This is a genomic window from Methylobacterium ajmalii, from assembly GCF_016613415.1.
GTDB classification, from domain to species: domain Bacteria; phylum Pseudomonadota; class Alphaproteobacteria; order Rhizobiales; family Beijerinckiaceae; genus Methylobacterium; species Methylobacterium ajmalii.
This window is the reverse complement of the sequence record NZ_JACWCT010000001.1, coordinates 80,851-97,218: the sequence shown is the minus strand read 5'-3', so window position 1 is coordinate 97,218 and position 16,368 is coordinate 80,851. Positions and strand designations below refer to the sequence as shown.

General features: G+C 70.6%; 15 protein-coding genes, 1 tRNA gene and 2 pseudogenes. 10 read left to right on the top strand and 8 right to left on the bottom strand.

Annotation, left to right across the window (positions count from 1 at the left end; genetic code table 11):
* Window positions 1-1,299, bottom strand: a 1,299-nt coding sequence (locus tag HPY23_RS00440; RefSeq protein ID WP_200649533.1) for a transglycosylase domain-containing protein, incomplete at its 3' end; no start/stop codon positions are given.
* 360 nt (window positions 1,300-1,659) lie between these two features.
* On the opposite strand from HPY23_RS00440, the gene HPY23_RS00435 reads away from it, so the two are divergent.
* Together HPY23_RS00435 and HPY23_RS00430 are read left to right on the top strand one after the other, a co-directional pair.
* Window positions 1,660-2,976: a hypothetical protein gene (locus HPY23_RS00435; RefSeq protein WP_091887019.1), complete on the top strand. Its 1,317-nt coding sequence runs from the start codon at window positions 1,660-1,662 to the stop codon at window positions 2,974-2,976.
* A 435-nt stretch (window positions 2,977-3,411) separates the two neighbouring features.
* Window positions 3,412-5,046: an ABC1 kinase family protein gene (locus HPY23_RS00430; RefSeq protein ID WP_060846260.1), complete on the top strand. Its 1,635-nt coding sequence runs from the start codon at window positions 3,412-3,414 to the stop codon at window positions 5,044-5,046.
* Window positions 5,047-5,109: 63 nt separating this feature from the next.
* Here the strand turns inward: HPY23_RS00430 and HPY23_RS00425 are convergent, their stop codons facing one another.
* Window positions 5,110-5,307: a hypothetical protein gene (locus HPY23_RS00425; protein ID WP_060846261.1), complete on the bottom strand. Its 198-nt coding sequence runs from the start codon at window positions 5,305-5,307 to the stop codon at window positions 5,110-5,112.
* 570 nt (window positions 5,308-5,877) lie between these two features.
* Here HPY23_RS00425 and HPY23_RS00420 point away from each other — a divergent pair.
* From HPY23_RS00420 to HPY23_RS00410, 3 genes are all read left to right on the top strand, one after another.
* Window positions 5,878-6,405, top strand: coding sequence for a cupin domain-containing protein (locus HPY23_RS00420; RefSeq protein ID WP_060846262.1), 528 nt, complete (start codon window positions 5,878-5,880; stop codon window positions 6,403-6,405).
* 331 nt (window positions 6,406-6,736) lie between these two features.
* On the top strand, window positions 6,737-7,081 hold the full coding sequence (locus HPY23_RS00415) for a hypothetical protein (RefSeq protein ID WP_091887017.1): 345 nt from the start codon (window positions 6,737-6,739) through the stop codon (window positions 7,079-7,081).
* A gap of 82 nt (window positions 7,082-7,163) precedes the next feature.
* Window positions 7,164-7,253 (top strand) — tRNA-Ser (locus HPY23_RS00410).
* A gap of 555 nt (window positions 7,254-7,808) precedes the next feature.
* Here the strand turns inward: HPY23_RS00410 and HPY23_RS00405 are convergent.
* The 4 genes from HPY23_RS00405 to HPY23_RS00390 are packed head-to-tail and all read right to left on the bottom strand — an operon-like array spanning window position 7,809 to window position 11,242.
* Window positions 7,809-8,984, bottom strand: a complete 1,176-nt coding sequence (locus tag HPY23_RS00405; protein ID WP_091886983.1) for an MFS transporter — start codon at window positions 8,982-8,984, stop codon at window positions 7,809-7,811.
* A complete protein-coding gene (gene arsB, locus HPY23_RS00400) occupies window positions 8,974-10,041 on the bottom strand; it encodes an ACR3 family arsenite efflux transporter (protein WP_091886981.1) in 1,068 nt (355 codons plus the stop codon). Before arsB ends, HPY23_RS00405 begins: the two co-directional genes overlap by 11 nt.
* An 11-nt stretch (window positions 10,042-10,052) precedes the next feature.
* On the bottom strand, window positions 10,053-10,889 hold the full coding sequence (gene arsN2, locus HPY23_RS00395) for an arsenic resistance N-acetyltransferase ArsN2 (RefSeq protein WP_091886979.1): 837 nt from the start codon (window positions 10,887-10,889) through the stop codon (window positions 10,053-10,055).
* Complete coding sequence (locus tag HPY23_RS00390) at window positions 10,886-11,242, bottom strand: ArsR/SmtB family transcription factor (protein WP_091886977.1); 357 nt, start codon at window positions 11,240-11,242, stop codon at window positions 10,886-10,888. Before HPY23_RS00390 ends, arsN2 begins: the two co-directional genes overlap by 4 nt.
* Window positions 11,243-11,284: 42 nt before the next feature.
* On the opposite strand from HPY23_RS00390, the gene HPY23_RS00385 reads away from it, so the two are divergent.
* Both HPY23_RS00385 and HPY23_RS00380 read left to right on the top strand, forming a co-directional pair.
* Window positions 11,285-11,821, top strand: coding sequence for a DUF6428 family protein (locus HPY23_RS00385; RefSeq protein ID WP_236012744.1), 537 nt, complete (start codon window positions 11,285-11,287; stop codon window positions 11,819-11,821).
* 244 nt (window positions 11,822-12,065) lie between these two features.
* A pseudogene (locus HPY23_RS00380) lies at window positions 12,066-12,656 on the top strand (IS5 family transposase); the annotation flags it as partial.
* A 111-nt stretch (window positions 12,657-12,767) separates the two neighbouring features.
* Here HPY23_RS00380 and HPY23_RS00375 read toward each other — a convergent pair.
* Window positions 12,768-13,122 (bottom strand): annotated as a pseudogene (locus tag HPY23_RS00375) (SDR family NAD(P)-dependent oxidoreductase); the annotation flags it as partial.
* A gap of 207 nt (window positions 13,123-13,329) precedes the next feature.
* Here HPY23_RS00375 and HPY23_RS00370 point away from each other — a divergent pair.
* Both HPY23_RS00370 and HPY23_RS00365 read left to right on the top strand, forming a co-directional pair.
* Complete coding sequence (locus tag HPY23_RS00370; RefSeq protein WP_060846219.1) at window positions 13,330-13,935, top strand: PepSY domain-containing protein; 606 nt, start codon at window positions 13,330-13,332, stop codon at window positions 13,933-13,935.
* A 154-nt stretch (window positions 13,936-14,089) separates the two neighbouring features.
* Window positions 14,090-14,737, top strand: a complete 648-nt coding sequence (locus tag HPY23_RS00365) for a pyridoxamine 5'-phosphate oxidase family protein (RefSeq protein WP_091886973.1) — start codon at window positions 14,090-14,092, stop codon at window positions 14,735-14,737.
* Between the two features lie 4 nt (window positions 14,738-14,741).
* Here HPY23_RS00365 and HPY23_RS00360 read toward each other — a convergent pair whose 3' ends face one another.
* Complete coding sequence (locus tag HPY23_RS00360; protein WP_060846221.1) at window positions 14,742-15,242, bottom strand: GNAT family N-acetyltransferase; 501 nt, start codon at window positions 15,240-15,242, stop codon at window positions 14,742-14,744.
* A 261-nt stretch (window positions 15,243-15,503) separates the two neighbouring features.
* Here HPY23_RS00360 and HPY23_RS00355 point away from each other — a divergent pair, with 261 nt between their 5' ends.
* Window positions 15,504-16,358, top strand: a complete 855-nt coding sequence (locus HPY23_RS00355) for a transporter substrate-binding domain-containing protein (protein WP_060846222.1) — start codon at window positions 15,504-15,506, stop codon at window positions 16,356-16,358.
* Window positions 16,359-16,368: the final 10 nt, after the last annotated feature.

Sequence of the window (16,368 nt, the reverse complement as noted above, 5' to 3'; positions counted from 1 at the left end):
GCCGGCGACCGCCGCCCGCACCGAGCCGTCGGGCCCGAGGATCAGGAGGCTCGCCCGCGCGCCGCCGCGGCCGGCGGCCTCGAGGCGGCGCTCCACCGCAGCCTCGGCCATCGCCTGGAGATCGCGCTCGAGGGTGGTGCGGATCACCGCGTCCCGCGGCGCCTCGGGGCCGAGGCGGTCGGCGGCCTCCGCCAGGACGAGGTCGGGGACGCCGCTGCGGGTCAACGGGGTGGTGCCCACGGGGGCGAGCCCGTCGAGGGTGCGCCCCGCCTCCGCGGCCCTGGCGGCCGACAGGTCGCCCCGCATCACCATGCCGTCGAGGACGTCGCGGGCGAGCGCCCGGACCGCCGTCACGTCGCGGTCGGGCTGCAGGGCGGGCGCCCGGGTGAGCGCGGCGAGATACGCCGCCTCCGCGGTGCCGAGGGCGGCCGCCTCCTTGCCGAACAGGGCGGGGGCGGCGGCGTCGAGGCCGGTCAGGCCGGGGCCGAAGCGGGCGAGGTCGAGCGCCCGGGCGAGGATCCGCGTCCGGTCCTCCCCGGCCTGGAGACGCAGCACCAGCATCGCCTCGCGCACCCGGTCGGCGAGGCTGCGCGCCTCGCCCGGCGCGGCGCCGATGAGGTCGCGGCGCACGAGCCGCTGGGTCAGGCGCGGGCTGCCGGTCCGCGGGCCGTCGCTGATCGTGTCGCGGAAGGCCTGGCCGATCACCGCGGCGACCCCCGCCGCATCGAGCCGGTAGATATCGTCGAACCACGGATCCTGCGCGGCGAGAAAAGCCGCCCGCATGGCCGGGGACACCGCCTCGACGGGAAGGCTGCGCCCGCGGGCGGTGCCGCGCCGGGCGATCGGCGTGCCGTCCTCCGCCTGCACGGCGACCGTGCGGGTCGTGAGCGCCGGGCCCGACAGGGGCGGCAGGGTCGCGGCGCACCAGGCCAGGAACAGGACGGCGAGGCCGGCGGTCCCCAGCGCCGCGAGGCCGAGAGCGCGCCCCCAGGGCAGCGCCGAGGCTCGCCGTGCCGCATCGGCGGCGCGGGCCGTAAGGGGGTGGGCGCCCAGGCGGTCGCTCCAGCGTGCGGCCGCCCCCTGCCAGGCCGGTGCGACCCGGCGCATCGGCACGGCGGCGGCAGCCAGGACCGGCGAGAGGGCCGCCCGTCCGGCCCGCGCCGCGCCGGACCGGGCCCGGGCGAGCCGGTCGGAGACCTCGCGCTGCGCGGCCGAGAGGCGGGAGGGAGCGGGCGGGGCCGCGGCTTCGGGCTTCGGGCTGGCGAGGTCGAGCCAATCCCGCCCGGACTGCGTCGTCATCGGCTCCGCCACCATCCTGCCTGATCACCTCCGGGACGCAGCCAATCCCGCCCCGGCCGCACGCCAGCGGCCGGAGACGCGGAACGGCTACGGTCCGGCAGAAACGTCGGCTCCGGCGAAACGGTTCCGGTAACCGTACTCGCGCGCCGCACGCGCGCGAGGATGCCCGCGCGTGGAGACGCAGTCCGCGCCGTGTCAGACCCAAGCTCATCAAGTCTTGCAATATAAACTTGGCCGTTGGGAAGACGAGATCGCGTCGGGGATAGAGAAGATCCGGAACGATAATCTGGGGTCGGCGTTTTGAAGCATCTTCGCAGCGCCGCCGCATCGCGATGCCGGCGCACAGGGAGGCGGACGAACATGAACAGACTGACCGTTGGACTGGCCGCGCTGCTGCTCAGCACCTCGGCATTCGCCCAGACTGCCGGCCCCGGCGCCGCCCCCGGCCGCGGCGGCGAGACGAGCCAGTCCGGCCCCAACGCCGGCGGCCCCAAGGCCGGTCCCGGCGCCCAGGCCCGCGGCGAGATGGGCAAGTCCGAGATGGGCAAGTCCGAGTCCGGCAAGGGCGGCATGGACAAGGCCGAGGCCGCCCGTCCGGGCGCCGGCCGCGACGGCATGGACAAGGCCGACAAGCGTGGCGACACGGCCGACCGCAAGGGCGGCATGGACCGCGACGGGACCCGCGACCGGGCCGAGCGCGGACCCGAGGGCCGCGACGGCCGCCGGGCGATGGACGAGCGCCGTGATCGCGACGGCGACCGCCGCGCCGAGCGCCGCGGCGACCGGGCCGAGCGGTTCGAGCACCGCGAGGGCCGGGCCGGCTTCCGCAGCGAGGCCCGTGAGGACCGCATCACCACCGTCGGCGGCCGCCGCTACGTGACGATCTCGGGCCAGCGCGTCCTGTACGGCTCGCCCGAGTACCGCCGCCTCGTCGTGGTCGAGCGGCGCGAGAACCGCGTCGTGCGTCCCGGCCGGGTCGAGTTCGTGACGCTCCAGGGCCGCCGGGTGCGGGTCGGCTCGCCCGAGTACCGCCGCCTCGTCATCCGCGAGCGGAGCGGGCCGGGCCGGTACGTGATGGTCCGCGGCCAGCGCGTGATCTACGGCTCGCCGGAATATCGTCGCCTGATCGTGTCCGAGCGCACCGGCACCGAACGCTACGTCACGATTTCGGGCCAGCGCGTGCTCTACGGGTCGCCCGAGTACCGCCGCCTGGTGGTGAGCGAGCGCAGCAGCGTCACCGGCAGCGTGCGCGGCCGCGACCGCGTCGACGTGCGGAGCGGCGAGCGCCGCGAGGACCGGCTGAGCCGCAGCGAGGAGCGCCGCAACGGCACCGTGGATCGCGAGCGCAACCGCGAGATGTCGCGCGGCGAGATGAAGGACGGCCAGGATCGTCGCGACAAGGACCGTCGCGAGATGGGCGAGCGCAACGGCGCCCGGCCGGAGCAGGCCGCGGGCAACCAGCCCGGCCGCAACGGGGCCGAGCGCGGTATGACCAAGGACGGAATGGCCAAGGACGGCATGAACGAGCGTCAGGCCGGCGAGCGCCAGATGGGCAACCGCGGCGCCGGTCCGGACACCACCGGCAGCACCCAGCGCGGCGGCGCTCGTCCGGGCGGGCAGCCCGAAGGCGGCAAGCCGGCCGGTGCCGGCCAGCCGGGTGCGGGCGGCCGGATGTAATCCGCGGACGCAAAGCTCGCCCCTGCAACACCATGGAGGCCGGCCCCGGATCGCCCGGGGCCGGCCTTCGCGCGTGCGCGACGGCCGCCGGCCCCGACCCGTCGCCGCCGTTCCCCGGTCGGTCCTCGCGCGTGCGGGCCGCCCGCCGGGGTTGCGGCAATGGAGCGCCCGTCCGCCGGCGCGATTGTATCGGTCCGGGTCATGCGCTACCGCCGACGGGCCCCGCCGCCCCTTTCCCGCCCGTTTGGCGCCGCAAGGTAGCGCGCCGCGGCCGACCACCGGGCGATTGGCGGGGCCGATGCCCGGGAGGACCAGGATGCCGATGCGAGCCCCGATCCCCGGCCCGGGCGAGCCCCGCGCCCCCACCGCCCTGCCCGGCCGGCTCGCCCCGGCCGTCGCCCCCACCCCTCCCAGCCGAGCAGATTCGACGCGCAGATGCTGAAAACCGCCATCGTCGCGGCGCGCGACCGCCAGCGCCTCCAGGAAATCGCCGGCATCCTCATCGGCTTCGGCGTCAACAAGGTCGTCGACCGCCTCGGCCTCAGGGCGATCCCGCGGCTCGCCTGGCGCAGCGCCCCCGCCGTCGACCTCGCGCGCCTGTCCCAGCCCGAGCGCCTGCGCCGGGCGATCGAGGCCCTGGGGCCCACCTTCATCAAGCTCGGCCAGGTGCTGGCGAGCCGCGCCGACCTGCTGGCGCCGCAATGGACGGAAGAACTCGGCAAGCTGCACGACAAGGTCGCGCCGCTGCCCTGGGAGGTGATCCGGCCCCAGCTCGAGGCCGATCTCGGCGCCCCGCCGGCCGAGATCTTTTCGGAGTTCGACACCAACCCGATCGCCTCGGCGTCGATCGCCCAGGTCTACCGCGCCCGGCTCGAGACCGGCGAGGAGGTGATCGTCAAGGTCCGGCGCCCGGGGCTCCAGAAGATCATCGAGGCCGACCTGCGGCTCCTGTCGCACGCCTCGCGCATCGTCGAGACCGAGTGGCCCGAGATGGCCCGCTACCGGCCGACCGAGCAGATGCGCCACATCGCCAACGGCCTGCGCGAGGAGCTCGACCTCGCCAACGAGGGCCGCAACTGCGAGATGCTGGCGGCGCTCTTCCCCGACCGCGACGACGTCGTGTTCCCGAAGGTCTACTGGGAATACACCTCCGAGCGGGTGCTGGTGCAGGAGTTCATCCACGGCATCCCGCCGACGGACACCAAGCGCCTGGAGGAGGCCGGGCTCGACCGCAAGGTCCTGGCCCAGCGCGGCGTCGACGCCTTCCTGCAGATGGCGATGATCGAGGGCCTCTTTCACGCCGACCCGCATCCGGGCAACCTTTTGGCGATGCCCGGCAACCGGATCGCCTTCATCGATTTCGGCATCGTCGGCCGGCTGTCGCAGCGCCGCCGCTCGCAGCTCCTGATGTTGATCGGCGCGATGCTGCAGGAGGATGCCGACGGGCTGATGGCGGTGCTGCTCGACTGGACCGGCGCCAGCAACCCGGACCTCACCAAGCTCGAGGCGGCCTCGCAATCCTTCGTCACCCGCCACAACGGCGCGACGCTCAATCTCGGCCTCGTCCTCACCGACTTCATGACCATGGCGCGCGAGAACGATCTCGCGATGCCGACCGACCTCGCGATCCTGTTCAAGGGCCTCGTCACCGCCGACGGCGTGATGCGCCAGCTCGACCCGGCCTTCGACCTGTTCGCGGCGGCCGGCCCGACCGTCAGCCGCCACATGCGGCAGCAATTCTCGGTCAAGGACCTCAAGGGCCGGTTCCAGGGCCTGGCGACCGGGCTCTATGGTGCGGCCTCCGAGCTGCCGACGCTCATCCACCTGATGCTGGTGCGCCTCAAGCAGGGCCGCGTCACGGTCGAGATCGAGCTCAAGGGCATGGACAAGCTGACCCGCGGCATCGAGCGTGCCGCCGCCCGGGTCGCGGTCGGCCTCGTGGTGGCGGCCTTCGCCACCCAGCTCGCGCCCCGGCTGATGGAGCACGGCACGCCGGCCTTCGCCACCATCGGCATCCTGGTGCTGACGATCGGGATCGGCTGGATCCTGCTCCTCGCCCGCAACCGCTGAGACATAAGAGAGGGGCCGTCCCGGCGGGACGGCCCCTCTCTCGTCCATCCGTCCGGTCCTCGCTCAGGCGGCGAGGCGGCGGTTGCGCTTGCGGGCGTGCAGGTCCTGCGCCGCGCGGGTGGCGTGGCGCGGGCTGCGGAAGATCCGGCCCTCGAGGGTGTGGAAGTCCGGGTGGGCGGAGAAGAAACGGAAGCCGTCGGTCTCGGGAACGACGATCCCGGCCGAGGTCTCGCCGACCTCGACGATGCGGGCGGGCTGCATGGGCAACAATCTCCGGTCGCGGCCGCCGCTCGGGCGCCGCGCAAAACGTCTCGCGAAACGGGTGATGCAGGGATCGGGCCGGTTTCAGCGGCCCTGGCGGGCGGCGCGAACGGGGTCGCGGCGCACGCCGCATCGACAGAGGGCGGCGGAAGCCGGAACGGGGCGGCCGGCGCAGGGCATGCGGCAGAGCAGCATCGCGTCATGTCTCCGGGTTGGCCCACCGGTGCCGTGCGGCGCCGGGGTGCTTTAGCGTTTGGTCTCGCGGCGCAATCGCCTCAAATCACCGCGGCGGGAAGCCGGTCGCCGGCCTCGAATGCCAGGGCAGCATCGGCCGACCGGACCGTGATGTCAACGAGAATGTTCTTTTTATGGAACAACTCGAAATACAAGAAGCTTCCCGTGCCGCGTCGTTTCGGAGCAGATCGACCGCTTCTCCGACTTGTTCCGTCCTAGACCCTCGCGCACAACCGAGCATCGTTCTTTAAAACAAACACGATGGGCGGAGCGTCGCCCTGGCGCGGCCCCGCGCCGTGGCGCAGGATGCGGGCGTCCATCCGGCCGGAGCCCGCCATGTCGCAAGACCACGATCACTCCCGAGATCACGATCACGATCATGCCCACGGCCATGCCGGGGCGGAGGAGGCGCCCTGGAAGCACGACGGCGTCCGAGTGATCACCGGCGACCGCCTCGATCCCAACACCGCCCAGACGCCCGGCATGTTCCGCCAGGCGGCGATCAACCACGCCCGGGTCGGGGCGCAGAAGATCTGGGCCGGCACCGTGGCGATCGAGCCCGACGCCAAGACCGGGGTGCACCATCACGGCGCGCTGGAGAGCGTGATCTACGTTGTGCGCGGGCGGGCCCGGATGCGGTGGGGCGAGCGGCTCGAATTCGTCGCCGAGGCCGGCCCGGGCGACTTCATCTACGTTCCGCCCTTCGTGCCGCACCAGGAGATCAACGCCTCCCCGGACGAGGTGCTGGAATGCGTGCTCGTGCGCTCCGACAACGAGGCGGTGGTGGTCAACATCACCGACATCGAACCCGTCGAGCGGCCGGAGGCGGTCTACTGGGTCGACCCGATCCACCGCCATCCGTGACCGCGGCCGGCCTCGAAGGGCGGGGATAACGCGGGAAGGTAATCACGGTTCCCTTCCCGCGGTTTTCAGATGCCGCCAGTCCCGGTGCGCCGATGCCGCAGGTTTCACCCCGATCTCACGCCCTCTCCATTGCGCGGTCGGCGGATCGGCGGAGGGCGGGTCCGTGGAGGGTCCGCACCAGGACGGTGGCTTCGGCGCATCAGGTCTGGGGAGGACTTGGATTTCCGGGTTTTTACGGCCACGCTTAACCTTCTGTTAAGCACGGGGGGCGACCCTGACGGCAATTCACGATCCCTTGCCGACTTCTCCCGTCGCCCTCCCCGAGGTTCCCATGCCCGCGCCGCAGGCCCGCCCGTCCGCCCCCGACGACTGTCCCGTTCCCCTCGACGTGCTCGGCACGCTCTACCGCGGCGATTCCGAGATGGTGGAGACGGTGCTGGCCGACATTCCGTCCGGCACCCGCGCCCGCCTCGCCGCCTACCTTTACGGCAAGAGCCACCTCCACGCCCTCGGCCTGCGCGTCGCCTCGGCCTGCACCGAGACCGACCTGGTGCGCGTCGCCGGCCATGCCGGCGCGGTGCTGTTCGCCCAGTCCCGCGCCGAGCGCCGCCCCGCCGAGACCCGCCTCCCCGGCCAACGCCGCATCAGCCTCGCGGGCAGCCGCGCGATCGCCTGAGCGCGAATTTCTCGCCCCTCCCCGCTTGTGGAGCGGCGAGAACCCATGCTAATGCCCCGCCTGCGCTGGCGACGGCGCCCGCGGAGAGGTGGCAGAGCGGTTGAATGCACCGCACTCGAAATGCGGCATGGGCGCAAGTCCATCGGGGGTTCGAATCCCTCCCTCTCCGCCAAGCATCACGAACACCATAGTATTGCGTGTTTGGCGGTGTTCTTTGCTACGATTCCAGTACGGTTTTGATATTCTGCACAAGGCCCTTAAAAATTAAGGGCTTTTCCGACGTGTCAGTGCGGCTCGTATCAAGAGCGCTGGCAGCGCCCCCCCCGAACTGACCGCATCTATTCCGGCACCTCAAGCTGCGTCGTGATCGACGCGCACTTACCGCTAGGGTGCGACACGGCCGAGCGATGCACTCGCTGTCCTGAACGATTGGCCGGCGCTGGTGCGTATCGCAGAAGATTCGCACCTCCATTGCAGCCGCGCCCATTCGGCTACCGCTAACTTCCGATGCTGGAGGGCGTTGCGCGGGGCGCGCTTGAGAAAGTCGACGTGGGCGAGCAAACTCAAGGGGTGTGGAGGCCAGTGTCTCGGCCTCCACTGTAGCTCTCAGGGCGTCGAGCTTCGTCACCTGGCGCATTGCGCCGTCATGCGGACGAGGTGGAACGGCAACGTCCCGAGGGTGACATCAGCCGTGACCGCGAATGCCGTCGCGGATTCGGAGGGACAGCTAACGCGTCCGCCACAGTGCCCCGATCATGCCGAGGGTGATGAGGGCGAGGGCGAGCAACAGCCACCACAACGGATCAGCGCCGGCGTGGGTGAGCACGAACGCGCCAGCCGGTGGAGCCAGGGCTTGGGCGATCAGTCCTGGCCGTGCCAGACGACCGACCAGCAGCGGGTAGCGATCCGGGCCGAACAGCGCGAGCGGCACCGTGCCCCGCGCGATCGAGGAGATTCCGTTGCCGCCGCCGTAGAGCACCAGCCAGATCCCGACACCCGGCACGCCGCCGGCGAGCAGCGCGAGACCGAGTGCGACAAGGCCGAAGGCTGCCGTCAGCGTCCAGAGCGGGTGATGCCGGCCCTTGAACGCCATCTCCACGATCCGCGCGCCGACCTGCGCCGGCCCGATCAGCGCTCCGTAGGACACCGCCGAGGCGAGCGCGACGCCGCGCGTCTGCAGCAGGGTGATGAGGTGGACCGACACCAGGGACATGATCGCCCCGCCGAGCACGAGCACCCCGGCGAACAGCAGGAACGCCTTCCGCTCGGGTGACGAGAGCGGGCCGGCCGCCGAGGTGTGGGTGTCCGCTGTCGCCGGGAGCGCCGGGGCTCGTGGGATGAGCAGCAGCACCAGCGGTAGAGCGACGAGGAGGTGCAGGCCGGCGTAGGCCAGGCACGCGCCACGCCAGCCGACCTGCGCAACCAGAAACGCCGACAGCGGCCAGCAGACCGTGCTGGCGAACCCGCCCCACAAGGTCAGCGTCGTGATCGCCGGCCGTGCAGCCGCGCCGTAGAGGCGGCCGAGCGTGGCAAAGGCCGGGTCATACAGGCCGCAGGCCATGCCGAGGCCGAGGAACAGCCAGCCGATCAGGTAGACCGGCAGGACCGGCGCGACGGCCAGGATGACGAGACCTGCTGCCAGCAGCAGCGCCGCGAGGGCGAGGACCGGCCGGCCGCCGTGGCGCTGGATGGCCGCACCGACATGCGGCGAGGCGAACGCGGCGACCAGGAGGCCGAGGGTCAGGCCGCCGACGATTCCGGCGAGCGGCCATCCGGTGCTGTCCGCGACCGGGCCGGCGAGGATCGCCGGCAGGTAGAACGACGAGCCCCAGGCGAGGATTTCGACGACGCCCAGGGCGGAGATGACGGCGAGGCGGCTGCGCCCGCCGGGCTCAGACCTCACGGGAGGCCGGCTCGAGCGCCCTGCCCTTGCGCGCCGCGCCGCGCTCATACCAGCCCTGGCTGCGGTTCACGATCCAGACGACCGTCAGCATCACCGGCACCTCGATGAGAACGCCCACGACCGTGGCGAGGGCCGCGCCCGAGTTGAAGCCGAACAGGCTGATCGCGGCGGCAACGGCCAGCTCGAAGAAGTTCGACGCGCCGATCAGCGCCGAGGGCCCGGCAACGCAATGTTGCTCCCCGGCCAGACGGTTGAGCAGGTAGGCCAGGCCTGCGTTGAAATAGACCTGGATCAGGATCGGCACGGCCAGCAGGGCGATGACGAGCGGCTGCGCCAGGATCTGTTCGCCCTGGAAGCCGAACAGCAGCACCAGGGTGGCGAGCAAGGCGACCAGCGACACCGGGCCGAGGGTGTGCAGCAGCCGATCCAGGGCCGCCTGCCCGCCCGAAGCCAGCAGGGCGCGGCGCACGAGCTGCGCCACGATCACCGGGATGATGATGTAGAGCACGACCGAGAGCACCAGCGTGCTCCACGGGACCGTGATCGAGGACAGGCCGAGCAGGAGGCCGACGATCGGGGCGAAGGCCACCACCATGATGCTGTCGTTGAGCGCGACCTGCGACAGCGTGAAGTGCGGCTCGCCCTTCGTGAGGTTGGACCACACGAACACCATCGCGGTGCAGGGCGCGGCAGCCAGGATGATGAGGCCGGCGATGTAGCTGTTGATCTGGTCGGCCGGCAGGTAGGGCTTGAACAGGTAGCCCACGAACAGCCAGCCGAGCAGCGCCATCGTGAAGGGCTTGACCGCCCAGTTCACCAGAAGGGTGACGCCGATCCCGCGCCAGTGCCGGCCGACCTGGCCGAGCGCGGCGAAGTCGATCTTGAGCAGCATTGGGATGACCATCAACCAGATCAGCACCGCGACCGGCAGGTTGACCTTGGCGATCTCGGCCTCACCGACCAGGTGGAAGAACCCCGGCATCACATGGCCGAGCGCGATGCCGGCGACGATGCAGAGGGCGACCCACAGGGTCAGGTAGCGTTCGAAGGTGGACATGGGCCGAGCTTTCAGAAGGTGATGCGCTTGGTCAGCAGCGTCGCCGAGGCTGGGCACAGCCCGCTCGCCTGGCGCGTGTTCTGGATGGTCGCCGGAGCCGACGCCCGGTCGCAGGCGGCAAAGCCCAGCCGCTCGAAGAAGGCGCGGGCATGAGGCTCGCTGGTCAGCGCGTAGGCCCGGCGCGCGCCCTGATCGTAGGCCCGCCGCATCAGCAGCGCCGTCAGGTTGCGCCCGTAGCCCCGGCCGTGGAAGCGCGGCATCACGGCCAGCGAGCGCAGCAGCACGTCCGCGCCGTAGAGTTCGAACCCGCCCCAGCCGACACCGTGGCGATCCAGGGTGGTGTAGTGGAAGAACGTGCGGCCGGGATCAGTCAGGTCGGCTGTCGGCAGGCCCGCTGCTCTCAGGGCTGCAGCCAGGTCGGGGCTGTCGCCTCTGGTCGGGTCGTCCCTGAGATACGGGGTGCCGTCGTCGCGGGTCGCGGTCATGTCCGGCAGCTCGTCCGGCAGGAGATCCAGCACCACGTCGGACGGGCGGCAGAGCTTCGCGCCCTTGGTCGTGACCACGATGGGTCGGTTGAGCAGGATGGGGTGCGCCTGGATGGCCGCGTGCAGCTCGTGGTCCGTCAGGACCGGGTTACCCAGCCCGAGATCCGCGTAGGGCGTGCCCTTCTCGCGGAGAACCTCGCGCACCGGCACGCCCATGCGGTCGAGCAGAGCGATGAGTTCCGGCGTGGACGGCGGGGTGTTCAGGTATTCGATCACCACCGGCTCGATGCCGTAGGCCCGCAGGAGCTTGAGGGTGCTGCGCGAGGTGCCGCAGTTCGGGTTGTGGTAAATGGTGACGGTCACGCGCGGACCTCCCCGACCTCTGTGCAGCAGGCGGTCAGCGCAGCGACTGCCGGGGTGCAGACCTCCGGCCTGCCCTGGCAGCAGTCCTTCATCAGGAAGGCGATCAGGCCCGACAGCGCCGGATACGCGGCGTTGTAGATGATCGAGCGCCCCTCCCGCCGCGAGGCGATCAGGCCGGCCTGCTCCAGCTCCTTCAGGTGGAACGAGACGGTGGAGGCTGGGGCCGCGACCTCGCTGGCGAGGGTGCCGGCAGCGACACCCTCCGGGCCGGCGATCACGAGCTGGCGCAGGAGGCGCAGGCGCGTTTCCTGCGCAAGGGCCGCGAAGGCCAGAAGGGCTTGACGCTCTTCCACGTTTCGATAATCCTGGAAGTATGAAATTGACAGGTAGCACCGATGCTCGACGTTGCCAAGATGGACGTGACCCTGCCGCCGCCAGCGGTCGCAGAGGACATTCAGCTCGGGGCGCTGCTGGCGGCCTGTGACGTCCAGCCGACCGCACCCTTGGCGTTCGCGTATGAGGGCCGGACGATCCGCCCCGGCTACCACGTCACCGAGGTGAAGGCCGGGCAGTTCGCCGCCCTCGACTGCGGCGGCAGTCCCGAAGCGTGGTCGGAGATCTTCGTGCAGCTCTGGGACGTGGTCGACGGCGACCGCACGCACATGACGGCGGGCAAGTTCGCCGCGATCATCCGCAAGGTGTCCGAGCACGTAGGCCTCGACCTGAGCGCTCGCCTGACGTTCGAGGTCAGCGACGGGGTGTCTCCCATGCAGCTCCACTGCGCCGGCAGCCCGGTGTCGGCGGACGGGGTGCTGCGCGTCGCCCTGTCGCCGCGTGCAGCGAGCTGCAAGCCGCGTGATCGCTGGCTTGAGCAGCGGAAGGCCAGCGCCTGTTGCGCTCCCTCGACCAACAAGGAACCATGCTGCGGTTGAGAGACGCCTCCTCACTGAGGGAGATCGTGAGCAACTTGACCGCAGCTATCCAGCACCACGTCCGCCGGCCGGTCCCCACCCTCGCAGCGTCGCGGATGGCAGCATGCCTCATCACCCTGACCATCGACGGTCCTGCCAATCGTCGTCGTCGATTCACTGTTCCTTGGCGCAGGCACGGACTGCTGCTCGCCCGGCGGCCTGCGTCGCGCCTAGCCGCACTTTAGCGGCCGCACGGCTGTCGATTGGCAAACCCGACACGGTCAAGCGGCGGTACTATGACTAGATCGCTCGTGGTGTTTTGGACGAGATGCTGGATGCTCTGGCCCAGGAGGCCGATCTGGACTGTCTGATGCGGGACGCGACGATTGTGCGCGCGACGGTCAGGCTGCGGGCGCGCGCAAGATCGAAGGGGGCGAATGCCCAGGGCCCGGGTCGGTCACGCGGCGGTCTGACGACGAAGATCCACGCGGCCACCGATGGTCTTGGCTTGCCGGTACGGCTGATCGGCGGCCCTGGCCCGGAGCATGACGCAACACGCGGCAGTGCGTCGATCGATGGGTTCGAGCCTGGATCTGTGATCGCGGACAAAGGTTACGTTGTAGACCGCTTAGTCGAGGTGGTGAGCGCGAGCGGCGCGACGGTGGTGATCCCGCCGCGCCGCAACCGTAAAGTCGCACGTGAATTTGATCGCGATGTGTACAAGGAGCGTAACCAGATCGAGTGCTTCTTCAACAAGCTGAAGCGGTTTCGGTGGGTGGCCACGCGCTATGACAAATTGCTTGTCAACGATATGGGCTTCGTCAAGCCTGCGGCCATCGCCATCTGGCTTAGATAGTTAATCAATCGCTACGGCATAGAGAACTTCACGATCGTGTCGCAATCGCGAAGCTCTCTCGATTTTTAGTTTTGCGGCATTTTCTTCGACGAACCGGCATGCACTTCGTCGGAAAATGCTCCAGTGGGCGGCGTTGATGACCGGCACGTCGACCCGCCCGAACGCCGCCACCGCCTTCTCGACGACGGCGCGGCAATGGGCCGGATCCTCGATGTCGCCCGGCACCAGCACCGCCCGCCGCCCGGCGGATTCGACCGGCTTGGCGGTCTCGCGGGCGTCTTCGTGCTTGTCGTGATAGGCGATCAGCACGTCGGCACCCTCGCGCGCGACGGCGAGCGCGACCGCCTCGCCGATGCTGCTGTCGCCGCCGGTGACGATCGCCTTGCGATCGGCGAGCCGCCCCGAGCCGCGGTAGCGCGTCTCGCCGTAATCCGGACGGGGATCCATCTCGGCGTCGGCCGGGCATCGGGATCGGCTTCCGGCGGGCGAACGGGGGTTTCGGGAGGTCGGGCTCCGTCGGGTCCGGTGATGTCCAGCCAACTGGCGGGGAGTATGTGCGTTCCAGGTCCGGCCCTGCCTCGCGCGCGAGCATGTTGCCCAATGGGCAACCAAGTCGGGGGAGCGGCGTTTCCGGTGTCCCTGATGGATGGCTCAGACGCCCTCGGAGACCACGATGCTGACCCGCTTCCTCGCCACCGCCGGCGCCCTCGCCCTCACCACCGGCCTCGCCCTCGCCCAGACGACGGCGCCGACCGCCCCGACCGCGCCGGGCACCGCCCCGATGGGCACGACCACCGCCCCGGTCGCGACGAAAGACATGAAGGACATGAAGGAGTGGCAGGCCGTCAAGCTTGCCAAGATCAGCCTGGCCGACGCCATCGCCACCGCCGAGAAGAAGGACGGCAACGGCCGCGCCATCGACGCCGATTTCGAGAAGGCCGACGGCAAGAACCCGACCCACTGGTCGATCAAGGTCGTCTATCCGGACGGCAAGCTGGTCGAGCACGGCATCAACGCCGACACCGGCGAGCTCTACAAGAGCGAGAACCAGCCGATCGAGCGCTACTTCACCCGCCTCAAGGTCGCTGACTTCAACAACGCCAAGGTCTCGCTGAAGGACGCCCTGGCGATCGCCGAGAAGCAGGCCGGCGGCGGCAAGGCCTACGAGGCCGAGGTCGAGCGCGAGGGCTCGGCCGTCGCCTACGAGATCAAGGTGGCGCTGGCCGACAACGAGAAGGAAGTGAAGGTCGGGCCGGACGGCCAGATCATGAAGGACTGAAGCGGTCGTTGATCGGCGCGCCGTCCCCGGGACGGGGCGCCGGCCTTCGCGAGATCCGTCGCGCCGCAGCCGTAAGGGCGGGTGCGACGGCCCCCCGCCCCCGTGCTAGACCGGGGTAACGGCCGCGAACGGCCGAAGAGCCAGGGGGGAAACGATGAGCGTCTTCTTCGGCGAGAGCCACCGGCGCCTGCAGGACGAGCACGGCACGCGCCGTCTCGCCGACCGGCTGGAAGACCACGCGCACGCGGCGTTCGAGGCGCCGGAGCGCGACTTCATCGCCGGTGCCACGATGGTCTTCCTCAGCACCGTCGACGACAACGGCCAGCCCACCGTGTCCTACAAGGGCGGCCCCCCGGGCTTCGTGCGCATCACCGGCCCGAGCGAGCTGATTTTTCCGAGCTACGACGGCAACGGGATGTTCCTGACGCTGGGCAATCTCGGGCAGAATCCCCGCATCGGCTTGCTCTTCATCGATTTCGAGAATCCGCACCGCCTGCGGGTGCACGGCGCCGCAGCGCTCGCCGACGATCCCGGCCTGCTCGCGCTCTATCCGGGCGCCGACCACGTCGTGCGGGTCTCGGTCGAAAAGATCTTCGTCAATTGCGGCCGCTACATCCACCGGAGCCGGGGCACCGAGCTGTCGCCGCACCTGCCCGACGCGGACGGGCACCAGCCCTTCCTGGCCTGGAAGCGGATCGACCTCTTCGAGGGGGCCCTGCCGGCGGGCGACGAGCAAAAGGTCACCCGCAAGGGCGGCACGATCCCGCTCGACGCCTATCGCGGCGAGGCCGATCCGGCTTGAGGCCTCAGGCCCCGCCGACGACGCTGCCGCCGGCCTCGGCGAGCGCGCCTTCACGCAACTCGAGGCCGAGGAACCGGCCCGGATCGACCGGGCCCGGCAGGGTGAGCTTGCGCGGCGGCAGCACCCGGAAGCCGAAGCGGGCGTAATAGGGCGCGTCGCCGACCAGGATGACGAGGCCGTGCCCGCCCTCCCGCGCCGCGTCGAGGGAGGCGCGCATCAGGGCGCCGCCGATGCCGCGGCTGCCGAAGGCCGGGTCGACGGTGAGCGGCCCGAGCACCAGGAGCGGGCTCGCGCCGGCCCGGGCCGGCGAGACCCGGATCGACCCGACGAGCAGGGTGCCGACGAGGGCGGTGAACGAGAGGTCGGAGAGATGGGGCACGCCCTCGCGCAGCCGGAAGGCGGTGCGGGCGTAGCGTCCGGGCCCGAAGGCGCGCTCGTGCAGGCGCTCGATGGCGTCGTTGTCGCGCGGGGATTCGGGACGGATGACGAGGGGAAGCGTGGTCACGGGCACACTCTCGGGCGGGCGTCGATGAGGAAGGGCGGATCGGTCAGCCGATCCGTCGTCGCGCCTCTGCCCTCGGGGCCATCGCTCAACTCCTGGCGGGCGCTCCGCCCGCGGGGGCGCCATAGCAGCGCTTGCCTGTGAGTGCAAACCTCCGGTGGCATGCCGTTCGCATCGTGCGGGCATGCAAGCGCTTGCCTTGAGGCAGGGCTTGCGGGTTAGCTGCGCGTGGGAACGCCTCAACGGTTCGGGAACGACGCCACAATGACAATCAGGTCTGCTCTCGCCCTCGTCCTCTCCCTCGCCATCGGCTGCGCGGGGGCGGCCCGCGCGGAGGACACGGTGCCGGCGACGGTCCGGATCGCCACCGAGGGCGCCTACGCGCCCTACAACTTCACCAAGCCGGACGGCACGCTGGACGGCTACGAGATCGAGCTCGGCCGCGAGATCTGCGCCCGCGCGAAGATCAAGTGCGAGTTCGTGGCCCAGGACTGGGACGGCGTGGTGCCGGGCCTCAACGCCAAGAAGTTCGACGCCATCATGTCGGGCATGACGATCACCGACGCCCGCCTGAAGGTGGTGGACTTCACCAAGCCCTATAGCGGCGATTCCTCGGGCTTCGCGGTCGACCGCAACGGGCCGCTCGCCAAGCTGCCGATGGGCGGCCAGAAGTTCAGCCTGATGGACGAGGCCGAGGCGGCGAAGGCCCTCGACGCGATCAAGCCGCTCCTCAAGGGCAAGACCGTCGGCGTCCAGGTCTCGACCATCCACGCCGCCTTCATGGACAAGTACCTCAAGGGCACCGTCGAGGTGCGCGAGTACAAGACCACCGAGCAGCACGACCTCGACCTCGCCGCCGGCCGCATCGACGCGATCTTCGCCAACGACGCTCCCCTTCGGGCGACCGTCGAGAAGCCGGAATTCGCCGACACGGTGATGCTGGCCGGGCCGCGCTTTCGCGGCGGCATCCTCGGCCGCGGCGTGGCGATGGGCCTGCGCAAGGGCGAGGCGAAGCTGAAGGCCAAGCTCGACGAGGGCATCGACGCGGTGATCGCCGACGGCACCCTGAAGAAGCTCTCGCTCAAGTGGTTCAAGGCCGACATGACCCCGCAGGGCTGATGGCACGTCG

Coding starts and splice junctions, on each gene's coding strand:
- HPY23_RS00435 (WP_091887019.1), top strand. CDS start 1,660: ATGAACAGACTGACCGTTGGACTGGCCGCGCTGCTGCTCAGCACCTCG.
- HPY23_RS00430 (WP_060846260.1), top strand. CDS start 3,412: ATGCTGAAAACCGCCATCGTCGCGGCGCGCGACCGCCAGCGCCTCCAG.
- HPY23_RS00425 (WP_060846261.1), bottom strand. CDS start 5,307: ATGCAGCCCGCCCGCATCGTCGAGGTCGGCGAGACCTCGGCCGGGATC.
- HPY23_RS00420 (WP_060846262.1), top strand. CDS start 5,878: ATGTCGCAAGACCACGATCACTCCCGAGATCACGATCACGATCATGCC.
- HPY23_RS00415 (WP_091887017.1), top strand. CDS start 6,737: ATGCCCGCGCCGCAGGCCCGCCCGTCCGCCCCCGACGACTGTCCCGTT.
- arsB (WP_091886981.1), bottom strand. CDS start 10,041: ATGTCCACCTTCGAACGCTACCTGACCCTGTGGGTCGCCCTCTGCATC.
- HPY23_RS00385 (WP_236012744.1), top strand. CDS start 11,285: ATGCTCGACGTTGCCAAGATGGACGTGACCCTGCCGCCGCCAGCGGTC.
- HPY23_RS00370 (WP_060846219.1), top strand. CDS start 13,330: ATGCTGACCCGCTTCCTCGCCACCGCCGGCGCCCTCGCCCTCACCACC.
- HPY23_RS00365 (WP_091886973.1), top strand. CDS start 14,090: ATGAGCGTCTTCTTCGGCGAGAGCCACCGGCGCCTGCAGGACGAGCAC.
- HPY23_RS00355 (WP_060846222.1), top strand. CDS start 15,504: ATGACAATCAGGTCTGCTCTCGCCCTCGTCCTCTCCCTCGCCATCGGC.